Source organism: Paenirhizobium selenitireducens ATCC BAA-1503 (assembly GCF_900492185.1).
Lineage (GTDB): Bacteria > Pseudomonadota > Alphaproteobacteria > Rhizobiales > Rhizobiaceae > Allorhizobium > Allorhizobium selenitireducens_A.
The window spans coordinates 334,243-349,710 of the sequence record NZ_UEYP01000005.1; the positions used below are offsets into that span (position 1 = coordinate 334,243).

The following is a 15,468-nucleotide window of genomic DNA, read 5'->3' on the forward strand; positions in this document are numbered from 1 at the left end:
CTTCACTCTCACACTGGATTGGCCTGACCATGGAACGTCTCTCTCGCTCGACCACCCTGCCCGCTTCCGTCGCCCGGCCCACCTACGACCGGGCGGCCCTTCGCCCCGGCATTGTTCACATCGGTCTCGGCGCCTTTCATCGCGCCCACCAGGCCGTCTACACCCAGCGCGCGCTTGCCGCCTCTTTCGGACCCTGGGGCATTGTTGCCGTCAACCTGCGCTCGCCCGAGCCGGTCGAGGCCCTCGAGGCTCAGGATGGCCTTTACTCCGTCGTGGTGCGGGGATCGGACGGCGACGCCGCCGAGGTGATCGGCGCGACGGTGGACTGGGTCTGCGCGGCCCGCGACAGCGAGAAGGTGCTCGCCTATCTCGCCAATCCCGAGATCCGCGTGGTGACGCTCACCGTCTCGGAAAAGGCCTATGGCCTGCATCCGGCGACCGGCGGGCTGGACCTTGCGCATCCCGCCATTGCCGCCGACCTCGCCCATCCGCACGCCCCGACCGGCGTGCTCGGTTTCTTGGTCGAGGGACTGGCGCTCCGCCGCGCCGCGGGCGTGTCGCCCTTCACCGTGCTCTGCTGCGACAATCTTCCGTCGAACGGCAGGATTGTCCGCCGCCTGGTGCTGGATATGGCCGGCCGTCGCGACCCGGACCTTGCCCGCTGGATCGCCGACAAGGGCTCCTTTCCCTGCAGCATGGTGGACCGTATCGTTCCCGCCGCGACCGAGGCCACCCGCTCCCTTGCCGAAACGCTCATCGGCGCCAGGGACAGCCTGGCGCTCGAAACCGAGCCTTTCCTGCAATGGGTGATCGAGGACGACTTCGTCTGCGGTCGCCCCGCCTGGGAGGCCGGCGGCGCCATCTTCGCCAGCGATGTCGAGCCCTATGAAAAGATGAAGCTCAGGCTGCTCAACGGCTCCCACACGCTGATCGCCCATCTCGGCCTGCTTCACGGCCTGGAATATGTTCGTGACGTCATGGCCGTGCCCGAACTCGTCGACCAGGTGCGGCGACACATGAAGGCGGTGGTACCGACGCTCGATCCGGTCGCCGGCATCGATCTCGATGAATACCAGCGCCAGCTGCTCGAACGCTTCGCCAATCCGGCAATTGCCCATCGCAACATCCAGATCGCCATGGATTGCAGCCAGAAACTGCCGCAGCGTATCTTTGCCGCGGCGGTGGAAGCCCTGGCCGCCGGCGACGCGGCGGCCGAATTCGCCCATGTCGTGGCGCTCTGGATCGCCGTGGTGCGCAAGCGCATGGATTGCGACGATCCGCGACGCGAAGAAATCCTGGCAGCCGCAAGCTCGCTCGACCCGTCCGATCCTTCCGCCGCCTTCCTCGCCATACCCGGGCTCTTTCCGCCCGAACTCGTCGCCGCCCGAGGCTGGCGCGACCGGGTCAATGACGAACTTGAAGCTCTCGCATCCACGTCAAGCAGGAACAACCCATGAAAGCGCTCGTCTGCGACGAACCCGGCCGTCTCTCGCTCGTTTCGCGTCCCGAACCCGTCCGCAAGGACGGCGAGGTTCTGGTGCGCATCCGCCATGTCGGCATTTGCGGAACGGATTTCCATATATTCGCCGGCAAGCATCCTTTCCTCGAATATCCGCGGGTGATGGGTCACGAACTCTCCGGCACGGTCGAGGAGGCGCCCGCCGGCAGCCGCCTGAAGGCGGGCGAACCGGTCTACGTCGTTCCCTATCTTTCCTGTGGCGCCTGCCAGGCCTGCCGCAAGGGGCTGACCAATGCCTGCTGCAACATCCGCGTGCTCGGCGTCCACTGCGACGGCGGCATGGCGGACTATGTCTCTGTGCCCGAACAGAATGTCGTGCCGACCGGCGGCATTCCGCTGGAAGACGCCGCCATGATCGAATTCCTGGCGATCGGCGCCCATGGGGTGAAACGGGGCAATCTTGGCGCGCAGGACCGCGTGCTCGTCACCGGCTCCGGCCCGATCGGCATGTCGGCCATCATCTTCGCCAAGGCACGCGGCGCGCATGTGACCGTGATGGACACCCGAGAGGACCGCCTGGCCTTCGCCGTCGAGCGTCTTGGTGCGGACGAAATCCTGATGGCCGACGAGGGGGCGGAGAGCGAAGCAGACCGGCGCACCGGCGGGGAATTCTACGACGTGGTGATCGACGCCACCGGCAACGCCGTGCCAATGCAGCGCGGCTTCCATTTCCTCAATCACGGCGCACGCTATGTGCTGCTTTCCGTCGTCCGCCAGGACATCACCTTCGCCGATCCCGAATTTCACAAGCGGGAAGTGACACTTCTGGCCAGCCGCAATGCCCAGCCCGACGACTTCGCCGAGGTCGTGCGCCAGATCGAGGCCGGCCGGGTGCCGACCCGGGCCCTCAATACCCACCGGGGCAGGCTGGAAGACGCGGTGGAACTCTTTTCTCAATGGTCGCGGCCGGAAACCGGCGTGATCAAGGCTATTCTGGAGGTGTGACATGACGGCGAAAAAGACTTTACGGCTCAATGCGCAGGACAACGTCGTCGTCGCCATCGCCGACCTGCCGGCCGGCAGCCCCGTCGAAGGCGACATCCTCGCCCTTGCCCGCATCCCGCGCGGCCACAAGGTCGCCAGCCGCCCGATCGCCCGGGGCGAGCCGATTCGCAAGTTCGGCCAGGTGATCGGCTTTGCTTCCGGCGATATCCAGCCGGGCGAATGGGTGCATGAGAAGAACGTCACGATCGGCGACGACTTCGAACGCGACTATGCCTTCGCCGCTGACGCAAGACCGGTCGAGGGCCTGCTTCCGGGCGAGGTGCCCGCCTTCTTCAAGGGCTTCCGCAGGGCCGACGGCCGCGCTGGCACGCGCAACTATATCGGCATCCTGTCCTCGGTGAACTGCTCGGCCACCGTCGTCGATTATGTCGCCGACGAGATCAACCGCTCGGGCATTCTGGCCGACTATCCCGGCATCGACGGTGTCGTTCCCCTGCCGCATGGCCAGGGATGCGGCATGGCTGGGAAGGGCGAGGCCTTCGATATCCTGGCGCGCACGCAATGGGGTTATGCGAGCCATCCGAATTTTGCCGCCGTGCTGCTGATCGGCCTGGGCTGCGAGGTCTTCCAGATCCCGCGGATGAAGGACACCTATGGCATTGCCGAGGGCGACCACTTCCAGTCGCTGACGATCCAGGAGATCGGCGGCACCCGCAAGGCGGTCGAGGCCGGCGTCGCCCGCATCCGCGACATGCTGCCGTTTGCCGCCCGCTCGGTGCGCGAACCGATCTCGGCCGCCGAGCTTGTTCTCGCCCTGCAATGCGGCGGCTCCGACGGCTATTCGGGGCTGACCGCCAATCCCGCTCTCGGCGTCGCCGCCGATATGCTGGTGCGCCAGGGCGGCACCACGATCCTCTCCGAGACCCCGGAGATTTATGGCGCCGAACACCTGCTGACCCGCCGCGCCGAAAGCGTCGAGGTGGGACGGAAAATCGTCGACCTCATCCACTGGTGGGAAGACTACACGAAGCGCAACGGCGGCGAGATGAACAACAACCCGTCCCCCGGCAACAAGGCGGGCGGCCTGACGACGATCCTGGAAAAGTCGCTGGGTGCCGTCGCCAAGGGCGGCAACTCGACGCTGCGTGGCGTCTATCGCTATGCCGAGCGCATCGACCGCAAGGGTTTCGTCTACATGGATACGCCCGGCTATGATCCGGTGGCCGCCACGGGCCAGGTCGCCGGCGGCGCCAACGTGCTCTGTTTCACCACCGGCCGCGGTTCGGCCTATGGCTGCAAGCCCGTCCCTTCGATCAAGCTCGCCACCAACAGCCAGCTCTTCGCCCGCATGCCGGACGACATGGACATCAATTGCGGCGACATCATCGATGGCGTGTCGCTTGAGGAAAAGGGCCGCGAGATCTTCGAAACCATACTCACCGTCGCCTCCGGAAAACCCACCAAGTCGGAAGAACTCGGCTACGGCCGCAACGAATTCGTCCCCTGGCAGATCGGCGCGGTGATGTAATCCCGCCAGTTCACCGGCACGGGGCAGCCGTTATCTTGCCGGCGCAGAGGAACTGGTAGTGGCCTTTTGGATCGCCACGCCGTCGCGGTCGAACACATGCAGGTGCGAAAGATCGAAGTGCAGCGAAACGCGGTCGCCGGGCTTCACACCAGCAGATGCCGGCAATGAGACCGTCAGCGTTGCCTTCGGGTCAGCGATCTCGACATAGGCATAGGTCTCGGCACCCAGATGCTCGACGATCTCGACGCGGGCCGGCACGAGCCCCTCCCCGTCAGCGACAAGCGAGAGATGCTCGGGCCGAATGCCCAAGGTGACATCGCCCCCCGCACCTTGTGGCAGCGCTCCAAGCGGGATTGATGCGTCGCCCAACCGGATGACGCTGCGCGCGCCCGCATGATCGAGCCTGGCGGGCAGAAAATTCATCGCGGGCGCGCCGATGAAGCCGGCGACAAACATGTTGGCCGGCCGCTCATAGAGCTCCATGGGAGCACCGACCTGCTCGATCCGACCATGATTGAACACCACGATCCGGTCGGCCAGCGTCATCGCCTCCGTCTGGTCGTGGGTGACATAGATCATGGTCGCGCCAAGCCGCTTGTGCAGGCGCGCAATCTCAAGGCGCATCTGCACCCTCAGCGCCGCATCGAGATTGGACAAGGGCTCGTCGAAAAGGAACACCTTCGGTTCGCGGATGATCGCCCGCCCGATCGCCACCCGCTGGCGCTGTCCGCCGGAAAGTTCACGCGGCGTGCGCTCGAGCAAGGCCTCTATCTGCAGAACACCCGCCACATCCCCGACGCGCCTTGAAATCTCCTCCTTGGGACGCTTGTTCAGTTTCAGCCCGAAGCCGATGTTCTCGGCCACCGTCATGTGCGGGAACAGCGCGTAGGACTGGAATACCATGGCGATCTCCCGCCTGGACGGTGGCGTGCGGGTGACGTCGTGGCCGGCGATGTCGATCTGGCCGCTCGTCAGGTCCTCCAGCCCGGCGATCATCCTCAGCATGGTCGACTTGCCGCAGCCGGACGGGCCGACGAAGACGACGAATTCGCCGTTCTCGACATCGAGATTAATGCCCTTGATGACCTCGAGGCTGCCGAAGGCCTTGCGCACGTCGCGAAGCGAAAGCTGTGTCATGTTTTACCCTTTAACCGCGCCCATAGTCATGCCCTTGATGAAGAAGCGCTGGAAGAACAGAAAGACGATCAAGGTCGGCAGGCTGGCCACCAGAGAAAGCGCGCCCTGTACGCCCCAGGCCACAGAATACTGCCCCTTGAGATTGACGATGCCGAGCATCACGGTCCGCATTTCGTCCGACTGGGTGAAGATCAGCGGCCAGAGGAAATCGTTCCAGATCCAGGTGAACTGCAGTGTCGCAAGCACCGCGAGCGCCGGCAGGCTGAGCGGCAGGACGACCTTTGTCAGCACCTGCCATTCATTGGCGCCTTCAAGGATTGCCGCTTCCCTGAGGGCGGTCGGCACCGTCGCGAAGAAATTGCGCATCAGCAGTGTGCAGATGGGGATACCGAGCGCCGTGTGGACGATGAACACCGGCCAGAGCGTGTCGATCAGGCCGAGGCCGTTGAACAGTCGGAACAGCGGCACCAGGATCACCTGCGGCGGGAAGAACATGCCCGCGATCACCGCCAGGAACAGGGCGTTCGATCCCCTGAACGGCAACTTGGCGAAGACATAGCCGGCCAGCACACCCAGCGCGGTCGAGGCAATCGTGCCCGGAACCGTGACGATCAGCGTGTTGAGGAAATAGCGGTGGACCGCCGGATTGCCGAGCACCTCGACGAAGTTGCCCATGAACAGCGCCTGCGGCATCGACCAGAGCTGACCGAGGGCGATTTCGCGCGTGGTCTTCACCGAGGACAGCAGCACGCCGACCGTCGGCAGCAGGAACATCAGCGCGAGAACGACCAGGATGACGAAGATCGCCACAGGCCAGGGATTGAACCGCCTTTCGGCGACCGGACTAGCCATAGATCTTGTCCACCTTCTTGAGCTGCCGGAAGTACAGGCCGATGATCGTGACCGCGATCAGGAACAGCACGACGGAAATCGCGCTGCCATATCCCATCAGGTATTTCCGGAAAGACTCGTTGTACATGTGCATGGCGAGCGTGTCGGAGCTGTTGAACGGCCCGCCGCCGGTCATGATGTAGAGAATATCGAAGCCTTTCAGCGAGTTGATCACCGACAGCGCGACGACGACCACGGTCGAGGGCGTCAGAAGCGGCAGCACGACGAAGAGTGTGCGCTGCCATGCGCTGGCACCCTCGATCTCACACACCTCGAGCAGGTCCTCCGATATGGCCGTGAGCCCGGCCAGATAGATGACCATCGACAGGCCGGTTTGCTGCCACGACCAGGCAACGATGACGGACAGGAGCGCGGTATCGGGCTTGGCAAGCCACGCATAGCGCATCTTCTCCCCAGAGGCCGACGAAATGAGCGTGTTGAGCAGACCCCAGTCCGGCTGGTAGATCCAGATCCAGATCTGGCCGACGATGACGGCGGAGAGACAGATCGGCAGGTAGAAGATCGTCTTGAAGATGCGGGTCCCCGGCACCCTGCTGTCCAGCAACAGGGCGAGCAGGAGGCCGAGCACCGTCGGCACGAGGATCGCCGCCACCATCCAGATGGTCGTGTTGATCGCCGCATTGAGAAAAAGCGAGTCGGTGAATATCTTGGCAAAATTCGAGAAACCGACGAAATCATAGTCGCTGTTGAAGCCGTTCCAGTTGGTGAAACTGTAGTAGAACGAACTGAGCAGCGGCCAGATCACAAAAATGCCGAACACGCCGAGCGGCAGCGCCAGAAGCGCGACACGCCAGAAACGGTTATGCCGCTCCATGCCCTTTGATCCTTTCCGATGCGGCCGCGGCCCTTACAGGCCGCGGCCTGCCTTCGGTTACTGCTTGAACGCGACCTTCGCGTCGGCGGCCATGTTTTTCAGGATTTCATCCATCTTGGACGGGTCGTCAATGAAACGCGTGAACATCGACAGACCGACCTCGGCGACCGGCGGCGGCGTGGCGAGGTCATAGTTGAAGGCGAAGACGGGCGCTTCGGACACGGTCTGGGCCGCGTGCTGCATGACGCTGTTGTAGGTCTTCGGATCGAGATTCACGTTGGCCGAAAGCGCGCCTTGAGCCTCGGCCCACTTCGCCTGGACTTCCGGGTTCGACATCATGAAGGCCAGGAACTTTTCCGCTCCTTCCGGATTTGCGGCATTGGCCGAGATCACCAGCCCGTCGACCGGGCCGACGGCGGCATTGACCACGCCCTCCTTGACGGTCGGGAACGGGAAGAAGTCGTAATCCGTGCCCGGCACCAGGCCGATACCATTCCAGTAGCCGGTGATCCAGGTGCCCATCAGCGTCATCGCAGCATCGCCGCGCGCCACCTTGTCAGCAGCGTCTGTCCAGTCGTCCGCATTGGCGTTCTCGACGAACAGTCCCTCATCCAGGAGGCTCTTCCAGAGGCCCATGGCCGTCGCGACTTCCGGGTCGTCATAAGATGCCTCGCCCGACATCAGGCGCGCGCGATAGTCCGGGCCGGCAGTGCGCAGCAGCAGATAGTCGAACCAGAACTGGGCCGGCCAGCGGTTCTTCGAGCCGAGCGCGATCGGCGCCACGCCCTTTGCCTTCAGCGTCTTGCACATGGCGATGAAATCGTCCCAGGTCGCCGGCATCGCCGTGATGCCAGCATCGGCCAGAACCTTCTTGTTAAAGAAGACGCCCGCGTAGTGGTAGTTGAAGGGAACCAGGAAGCGCTTGCCGTCATAAAGGGTGGCGCTTTCGGCGATCGGCTTGGAAACGACCGAATCGAGCTTCTCGGCAGCCCACATGTCGTCGATCGGACGCAGACTCTTCGAATCGACGATGAACTGTACGCGCGCGCCCGCCCAATAGCTGAACACGTCCGGCAAACTACGGCCGGCGGCCCGCACCAGGATATCGGTCTTGAAATCCTCGTGCCCGACCGGGCTTTCCTTCATCTTGATCCCGCTTGCCTTCTCGAAGGCCGCGATCTGATCGTTGAAGGCCTTCAGACCGAGTTCGCCAGTGAAATAGTGGCTGATCGTCACCTCGCCGGACTGGGCGAAGGCTTGCGGCACGAGGCACGCGGAAGACGTCATGAGCGCTGCGGCCATAAGCGCGCGCCGTGAAATCGAAAACATCAGTTCCTCCCATGAAGTTTGCGTATGTTTAACTTTGCATTATCGCACTATCAACTTCTCGCAAGAATATCGCCGATGTCAACAAAAAGTATTGCATTTCGGAACGAATGCGGTGAAGTTCGAGTATATCAGGTCAATGGCGCTATTTTGTTGCCATATGTTGTACATTATGTTTAGCATATACAAACTATCGCAAATAGCCTGAATGGAGTTCAACAATGCGCCTGCTGCAATCCCTGTCCCGTGGCCTCGAAGCCCTCGACTATATCGCCTCCCGGAGCGAGCCCGCCCGGCTGACCGATATCGCCGAGGCACTTGGCGTCGACAAGTCGAATGCGTCGCACCTGATGAAGACGCTGGTCGCTTGCGGCTACGCCCTTCAGGACGCCGCTCGCCGCTACCAGCCGACCGATAAGATAGCGCAGCCCGCGCGGAGCGAGCACTCGCTGGCCGAAATCATCGCAGCCAAGGAAGCCTGGCGCCCCGCGCTCGAAACGCTGGTGGCGCAGACCGGCGAATGCGCGCACATGGCGGTGCTGGTGCGCGACCGCGTCTGGTACATCGACAAGGTCGACTCGCCCCTGCCACTCAAGGTGGACCACCCGATCGGCGCCCTGTCTCCCCTGCATTGCACGGCACTCGGCAAGGCTTTCCTGGCCTTCGGCGGGGCGGAGGCGGAAGGGCAACTGACCTCGTATACGCCAAAGACTCTGACCACCCGCAAATCGCTCGACGAAGAGATTGGCCGCACGCGGGCGCGCGGCTATGCCGTCGACGACGAGGAATTCGCCCAGGGCATCCGCTGTGTCGCACGCCCGGTCTACGACGCCGGTGGGCGGATGATCGCCGCCATCGGCGTTTCCGGGCCGAGCGTTCGGGTGGACGATGCCCGGCTGGCAGAGCTTGGCCGCATCATCACTTCCGTTTCCGTTGTACAGCCAGAGAAGGACCCCATTGAATGACAAAGGGACCGATTAGAGTAGCGATTATCGGCACGGGTCGCATTTCCGACCTCCATGCGATCGAATATCTGCAAAATCCGTCGAGCCGGATCGTCGCCCTTTGCGATCGCGATCCGGACCTTGCTGCGAGCAAGGCAAAGGACTGGGGCCTCACGGATGTCGCGATCGAAACCGATCTGGATGCTCTTCTGTCCCGCGCCGATGTCGACCTCGTCGAAATCCTTTTGCCGCATCATCTCCACCTTCCCGCAGCCCTCAAGGCCATCAATGCCGGCAAGATCGTTTCCCTGCAAAAGCCGATGTGCGTCTCGCTGGAGGAGGCAGACCAACTGGTCGCCGCGGCGGAAGCCTATGACCGCCCCTTCAAGGTCTTCGAGAACTTCATTTTCTATCCGCCGGTCCTGAAGGCCAAGGCGCTGATCGACGAAGGTGCGATCGGCACGCCGCTGTCCATCCGCATCAAGTCCAATCCGGCGCGCAGCGCGACCGCCTGGGACGTTCCGCCCGCGGCCAATGCCTGGCGCCAAAAGGCGACGGAAGCCGGCGGCGGCCCGCTGGTCTTCGATGATGGCCACCACAAGTTTGCCCTCGCCTGGCATTTCATGGGCGAGCCCGACGAAGTGCACGCCTTCATCGGCGACACCGAGGGTCCGGGCGGCATCCGTTTCGATGCCCAGTCGCAGATTTCCTTCCGATTCCCGGGCAACCGCATCGGCAATCTTGAGATCGTCTATTCGCCGGACATGGAACTCGCCACCCGGCACTACGCCCAGGACGACCGTGTCGAGATCACCGGCACGAAGGGCATCATCTGGATCAACGGTGGCCATGGGAGGTTGGCCGAGACGCCGCCGCTGGCGCTTTATCGGGATGGGGCCATGACTGAATACCGGGACATTCCGACCGGCTGGGAGCAGAGCTTCGTCCTTTCGACGCGCCATTATCTGGAGGCACTGCAGAATGGCGGCCCGCCGGTTCTCACCGCCCGCCAGGCCCGTCAGATCCTGCGCTTTGCCCTTGCGGCGGAGGAATCGGCGCGGCTCGGCCGCACCGTGGACCTGCGCGCGGAAGGAGGCTCCCGGTGACCATGGCGACCTCCTCTTTCGCCGATCTGCAGACGGCCACCGCCACTGAACGCGCACGCTGGATCCGCGAAGCCGGCGGGCTCGAAGCCGCCATCGACGCAGGCCGCCTCGAGCAGACCGTCGCATTGCCGCTGGTCGAAGCGCTGGTGCTCGGCCTGATGCGTCAGGGTGTCACAAAATACCTCGCGATCTTCGGGCACGGCAGCACGGCGGTCGCGGATGTGCTCGAGGCCTATGAGGCGGAAGGGCTGGTGCGCTGCTGGCAATTCCGCAACGAAGTCGAAATGGCGCATGCCGGCACCGCGCTCTCCTGGGTCTATGGCGAGCCCTGCGCCGTGGTGACCTCGATCGGCCCCGGCGCGTTCCAGGCAATGGCGGCATCGCTCGCCGCCTCATCCAACGGCGTCGGCCTCTATCATCTCTATGGCGACGAGACGACCCATGGAGAGGGCTACAACATGCAGCAGGTGCCGAAGCCGGCACAGGGGATCTTCTCGCAAATCACCTCCCTGATGGGGAGCTCCTACACGCTGCATAGTCCGGGCGCGCTGCGGGATGGACTGCGCAAGGGAGCGGCTTGCGTATTCCACCCGTGGCGCCCCGGACCCTTTTTCATGAACATGCCGTTGAACACGCAAGCGGCACCCGTGACCTTGCGCCTGGACGCACTGCCCCAGCGACCGGTCTTCCCGAAGCTCGCACCCGCCGACGACACCGCGATCGAGCGGGCCGCCGCCGTGATTGCCTCGGCCAGCAAGGTGGCTCTCAAGCTTGGCGGCGGCGCACGCGGCGCATCCGCCGAGATCCGCCGCCTGGCGGAGGCATCCGGGGCCGCGGTCGTGCTCAGCCCCGGCGCCAACGGCGTGATGCCGGCGGACCATCCGCAAAACATGCATGTCGGCGGCTCCAAGGGCTCGATCAGCGGCAACTGGGCGATGGAGGAGGCCGAGGTTCTGGTGGTGATCGGCAGTCGCGCCGTCTGCCAGGCGGACTGCTCCGGCATCGGCTGGCCGAATGTCCGCGAGGTCATCAATATCAATGCCGACCCTATCGACGTCCAACACTACAACCAGACGATCGCACTCACGGGAGACGCGGCAATCGTGGCGACGCGACTGGCCGACGCGCTGGGCAGCTATCCCGTGGTCAGCCACAAGGCCTCCTGGATCCAGGCTGCCCGCAAGAAGAAGGCCGAATGGGAAGCCTTTCTCGCCGGACGGTTCTCCGCTCCGCGTCTGACCGATCCCGTCTGGCAGTGCGAAGTGCTGACCCAGCCTCAGGCGATCAAGATCGCCAGTGATTTCTGCCAGCGCCATAACGCGCTGAAATTCTTCGATGCGGGCGACGTTCAGGCGAACGGCTTCCAGATCGTCGACGACACCGCGACCGGTGATACCTTCACCGAGACGGGCGCATCCTACATGGGCTTTGCGGTCTCGGCGCTGCTCTCCTCCGCCCTCGCCGACAAGGGTCGCTACGGCATCGCCTTCACCGGCGACGGCTCGTTCATGATGAACCCGCAGGTTCTGATCGACGGCGTCGAGCATGGCGCGCACGGGACAATCCTGCTTCTCGACAACCGGCGCATGGCCGCCATCAGCCATCTCCAGCTTTCCCAGTACGGGCGTGATTTCCGCACCAGCGACGGGGTCGCCGTGGACTACGTGCAGATGGCGGGCGCCGTTCGGGGCGTCAGGGCGATCTGGGGCGGCACCGACGGAATTTCGCTGCTGACGGCACTGGAAGAGGCCCGCCGCCATCCCGGCCTGAGCCTCGTTCACGTCCCCGTCTATTTCGGCGAAGACCCCAGCGGTGGACTGGGCGCTTATGGACAATGGAACGTCGGCAACTGGTGCGACGACGTTCAACGGCAATATGCCTGCACCCTGATTTGAGGCTGAAACCATGTACGAACAATACGGACTGCTGATCGGCGGCGAATGGCGGCAAGCCTCCGACGGAGGCCTGATCGAGGTGAAAAGTCCGGCGACGGAAAACACCGTAGGCCATGTACCGGCTGCGACAGAGGAAGACGAGCGGGCGGCCCTTGCCGCCGCCGAGGGCAGCTTTGCCCCCTGGGCCGCCGTGGCGGCCTGGGATCGCGCAGCGACCCTCAGGCGTGCGGCCGATCTGATGCGCGAGCGTGTGGCAAAGTTGGCGCACATCATGAGCAGTGAGACAGGCAAGCCGCTCGCCGAAGCGGAGGCCGAGATTCGCGCCAGCGCCGACCAGTTCGAATGGCAGGGTGAGGAAGCCAAACGCATCTACGGCCAGACGATCCCCGGCCGCCACCCGGACGAGCGCCTTTCGGTGATCTACCAGCCGGTCGGTCCCTGCCTAGCGCTCACCGCCTGGAATTTTCCCATGCTCCTGCCGGCCCGCAAGATCGCCGCAGCGCTTGCCGCCGGCTGTACCGTCATTGTCCGGCCGGCCTCCGAGGCGCCGGGCAGTTGTATGGCGATCGGCGAGGCGCTGATCGACGCCGGCCTGCCCAAAGGGTGCCTGTCGATCCTGACCGGCCCCGCCGTGCCGATGGTCTCGCGGTTGATCGCATCGCCCGTCATCCGCAAGGTGTCGCTGACCGGCTCAGTGCCCGTCGGTCGGGAAATCCTCAAGGCAGCGGCCGACGGCATCAAGAAGGTGACAATGGAGCTCGGCGGCCATGCGCCGGTCATCGTCCATGCCGATTTCGATCCAGTCGCGGCGGCGGAAAAGCTGGCAGCCACCAAGTTCCGCAATTGCGGTCAGGTCTGCATTTCGCCGTCGCGCTTCTATGTCCACCGCTCGATCCTCGCCCCCTTCGAAGAAGCCTTCGCCAAATACGCGCGCGGCCTGACGATCGGTGACGGGCTGAAGCCCGGCGTCACGACCGGTCCGATGATCCGCGCCCGATCGCTCGCCGGTGCCGAGGCGCTGATTGCGGACGCGCTTGAGCGTGGCGCGAGGCTGCTCGCCGGCGGAAAGCGTCCGGCGCATCTCGATCGCGGGCATTTCCTGGAACCGACAGTCCTTAGCAACGTGCCCGAAGATGCCCGTATCATGCGGGAAGAGCCCTTCGCACCGATTGCGCCGATCGCGGCTTTCGACAGCCTGGACGAGGTGATTGCGCGGGCGAATTCCACCGACTTCGGCCTGGCGGCCTATGTTTTCACCCGCGACTCGGCCCTGGCCGCGCAGACGGCGGAGGCTCTGGAGGCCGGCATGGTCGGCATCAACGAAACACTGCTCGCAACCGCCGAGGCGCCCTTCGGCGGTACGCGCCAGAGTGGCTTTGGCCGCGAAGGAGGAAGCCTTGGCATACTCGACTATCTGAACCCGAAATACATACGCCACCGGCTGGTGAAGGGAGCACTCCATGACTGACAAGAAGCCTGCCGGACTCGACAATGGATTGACCAACTACGGCGACCGGGATTTCGCCCGCTACCTGCGGCGTTCCTTCGCCAGTTCGATGGGGTATACAGGGGCCTCGCTCGACAAGCCGATCGTTGGCATCTGCACCACAGAGAGTGGCTTCAACAACTGTCATCGCCACTTTCCCGAAATGATCGAGGCGGTGAAGCGCGGCGTGCTGGCCGCCGGCGCGCTGCCCGTCACCTTCCCGGTGATCTCGCTCGGCGAAGTCTTCCTCTCGCCGACTTCGCTCGTCTATCGCAACCTCATGGCGATGAGCGTCGAGGAAATGATCCGGGCCCAGCCGATGGATTCCGTCGTGCTGATGGGCGGTTGCGACAAGACGGTGCCGGCACTGCTGATGGGCGCCTATTCCGCAGGCAAACCCGCGGCCCTGGTCGTCGCCGGCCCGATGATGACCGGCCGCCACAAGGGCGAACGACTGGGCGCCTGCACCGATTGCCGCCGCTTCTGGAGCAAATACCGCGCCGGCGATGTCGACAAGCAGGAGATCGACCAGGTTGAGGGCCGTCTCGCCGTCACGTCCGGCACCTGCGCCGTGATGGGGACAGCGAGCACCATGGCGCTGCTGGCCGAGACCCTCGGCATGATGTTGCCGCACACCGCCGCAATTCCGGCCGTGCATGCCGACCGTCTGCGCGCGTCGGAGGAGACCGGCACGCTCGCCGCCCAGATGGCCATGACCGGCGGCCCCCGCCCGGAATCGCTTATCACCCGGGCGTCGATCGAGAATGCGCTGCGGGTGCTGCTCGCCGTGTCGGGCTCGACCAATGCGATCGTGCATCTGGCGGCCATTGCCGGCCGGGCCGGGATCGACATCGACCTTGCCGACTTCAACCGGCTTTCGGACGAGACGCCGGTGCTAGTCGACCTCAAACCGGTCGGCAACGGCTACATGGAGGATTTCCATGCCGCCGGTGGGCTTGAGGGTGTGCTCAGAGGCATTGAGGACAAGCTCAATCTCGAATGCCGCGACGTCACCGGCCAGACCCTCGGCGAGCGGCTGGCAAGGCCGCTGAGCGACCCGATCGATCGCGCCGTGATCCGCACCGCCGACAATCCGGTGGATCCGCTCGGAGGACTGATTGCGCTCACCGGCACACTCGCTCCGGAAGGGGCGATCCTGAAACGGGCGGCGGCGACCCCTGCCTTGCTCGAACACGAAGGTCGCGCCGTCGTGTTCTCCTCTCTGGAGGATCTCGCCGCGCGGATCGATGACCCTACTCTCGACGTCGCGGCTGACGACATCCTGGTCCTGCAGAATGCCGGGCCTCGCAGCGCGTCGGGCATGCCGGAGGCAGGCTACCTGCCGATCCCGAAGAAGCTGGCGGCAAAGGGCGTGAAGGACATGGTGCGGATTTCCGATGCGCGCATGTCGGGCACGGCTTTCGGCACGATCGTCCTGCATGTGACACCCGAAACCGACCTCGGTGGGCCCTTGGCTCTGGTCAGGAACGGCGACCGTATCCGCCTTTCGGCCAGCGAAAAGCGGATCGATCTGCTGGTCCACGAAGAAGAACTCGCGCGCCGTCGAAAGGAGTTTAGTCCGAACACCACGGAGCCCGCACGCGGCTATGCCCTCCTTTATCGCCGGCACGTTCTGCCGGCCACAAAGGGCTGTGACTTCGATTTTCTCCGCGTCAGCGCATAAGTACAAACGCCCCTGTGCACTATGGCTCAAGGATACCGCAATGCTTCTTGGGCTTTGAGGCAGATTTGCTGAAGGGCGGCCTCCCACGACGCGCTTCAGGAAATGTGTGTCAGAGCCAATGTTGCACGCCGAAACACACACTCAAGCGCCGACAGCTTGCTGTCGATCGCAA

Annotated in this window: 12 protein-coding genes; 8 read left to right on the top strand and 4 right to left on the bottom strand. The window is 64.1% G+C overall.

The window, feature by feature from the left end; all coding sequences use genetic code 11:
- Positions 1-29: 29 nt before the first annotated feature.
- From RHIZ70P_RS11820 to RHIZ70P_RS11830, 3 genes are read left to right on the top strand one after another with little or no spacing between them, the layout of a single operon-like run.
- A complete protein-coding gene (locus tag RHIZ70P_RS11820) occupies positions 30-1,457 on the top strand; it encodes a mannitol dehydrogenase family protein (protein ID WP_115670499.1) in 1,428 nt (475 codons plus the stop codon).
- Positions 1,454-2,464 (top strand): zinc-binding alcohol dehydrogenase family protein, encoded by a 1,011-nt coding sequence (locus RHIZ70P_RS11825; protein WP_115670500.1) that lies wholly within the window; start codon positions 1,454-1,456, stop codon positions 2,462-2,464. Before RHIZ70P_RS11820 ends, RHIZ70P_RS11825 begins: the two co-directional genes overlap by 4 nt.
- 1 nt (position 2,465) lies before the next feature.
- The gene (locus RHIZ70P_RS11830; protein ID WP_115670501.1) at positions 2,466-3,992 is read left to right on the top strand and encodes a UxaA family hydrolase; all 1,527 of its coding nucleotides are present in this window, start codon (positions 2,466-2,468) and stop codon (positions 3,990-3,992) included.
- A gap of 30 nt (positions 3,993-4,022) precedes the next feature.
- Here RHIZ70P_RS11830 and RHIZ70P_RS11835 read toward each other — a convergent pair whose 3' ends face one another.
- Genes RHIZ70P_RS11835 through RHIZ70P_RS11850 form a run of 4 tightly spaced genes read right to left on the bottom strand, consistent with a single transcriptional unit; the run spans position 4,023 to position 8,184 of the window.
- A complete protein-coding gene (locus tag RHIZ70P_RS11835; protein ID WP_115670502.1) occupies positions 4,023-5,129 on the bottom strand; it encodes an ABC transporter ATP-binding protein in 1,107 nt (368 codons plus the stop codon).
- Between the two features lie 3 nt (positions 5,130-5,132).
- The gene (locus tag RHIZ70P_RS11840) at positions 5,133-5,981 is read right to left on the bottom strand and encodes a carbohydrate ABC transporter permease (protein WP_115670503.1); all 849 of its coding nucleotides are present in this window, start codon (positions 5,979-5,981) and stop codon (positions 5,133-5,135) included.
- Entirely contained in the window at positions 5,974-6,855 is an 882-nt protein-coding gene (locus RHIZ70P_RS11845) for a carbohydrate ABC transporter permease (RefSeq protein ID WP_115670504.1), read from the bottom strand. Before RHIZ70P_RS11845 ends, RHIZ70P_RS11840 begins: the two co-directional genes overlap by 8 nt.
- A gap of 57 nt (positions 6,856-6,912) precedes the next feature.
- Entirely contained in the window at positions 6,913-8,184 is a 1,272-nt protein-coding gene (locus tag RHIZ70P_RS11850; RefSeq protein WP_115670505.1) for an ABC transporter substrate-binding protein, read from the bottom strand.
- Between the two features lie 218 nt (positions 8,185-8,402).
- On the opposite strand from RHIZ70P_RS11850, the gene RHIZ70P_RS11855 reads away from it, so the two are divergent.
- Genes RHIZ70P_RS11855 through RHIZ70P_RS11875 form a run of 5 tightly spaced genes read left to right on the top strand, consistent with a single transcriptional unit; the run spans position 8,403 to position 15,296 of the window.
- Positions 8,403-9,146, top strand: coding sequence for an IclR family transcriptional regulator (locus RHIZ70P_RS11855; RefSeq protein ID WP_115670506.1), 744 nt, complete (start codon positions 8,403-8,405; stop codon positions 9,144-9,146).
- Entirely contained in the window at positions 9,143-10,231 is a 1,089-nt protein-coding gene (locus RHIZ70P_RS11860; protein WP_115670507.1) for a Gfo/Idh/MocA family protein, read from the top strand. The genes RHIZ70P_RS11855 and RHIZ70P_RS11860 overlap by 4 nt, the downstream gene beginning before the upstream one ends.
- A 2-nt stretch (positions 10,232-10,233) precedes the next feature.
- Positions 10,234-12,126, top strand: a complete 1,893-nt coding sequence (locus RHIZ70P_RS11865; protein ID WP_115670508.1) for a thiamine pyrophosphate-binding protein — start codon at positions 10,234-10,236, stop codon at positions 12,124-12,126.
- Positions 12,127-12,136: 10 nt separating this feature from the next.
- The gene (locus RHIZ70P_RS11870; RefSeq protein WP_115670509.1) at positions 12,137-13,594 is read left to right on the top strand and encodes an NAD-dependent succinate-semialdehyde dehydrogenase; all 1,458 of its coding nucleotides are present in this window, start codon (positions 12,137-12,139) and stop codon (positions 13,592-13,594) included.
- Positions 13,587-15,296: a dihydroxy-acid dehydratase gene (locus RHIZ70P_RS11875; protein WP_115670510.1), complete on the top strand. Its 1,710-nt coding sequence runs from the start codon at positions 13,587-13,589 to the stop codon at positions 15,294-15,296. Before RHIZ70P_RS11870 ends, RHIZ70P_RS11875 begins: the two co-directional genes overlap by 8 nt.
- The last annotated feature ends 172 nt before the right edge of the window (positions 15,297-15,468 follow it).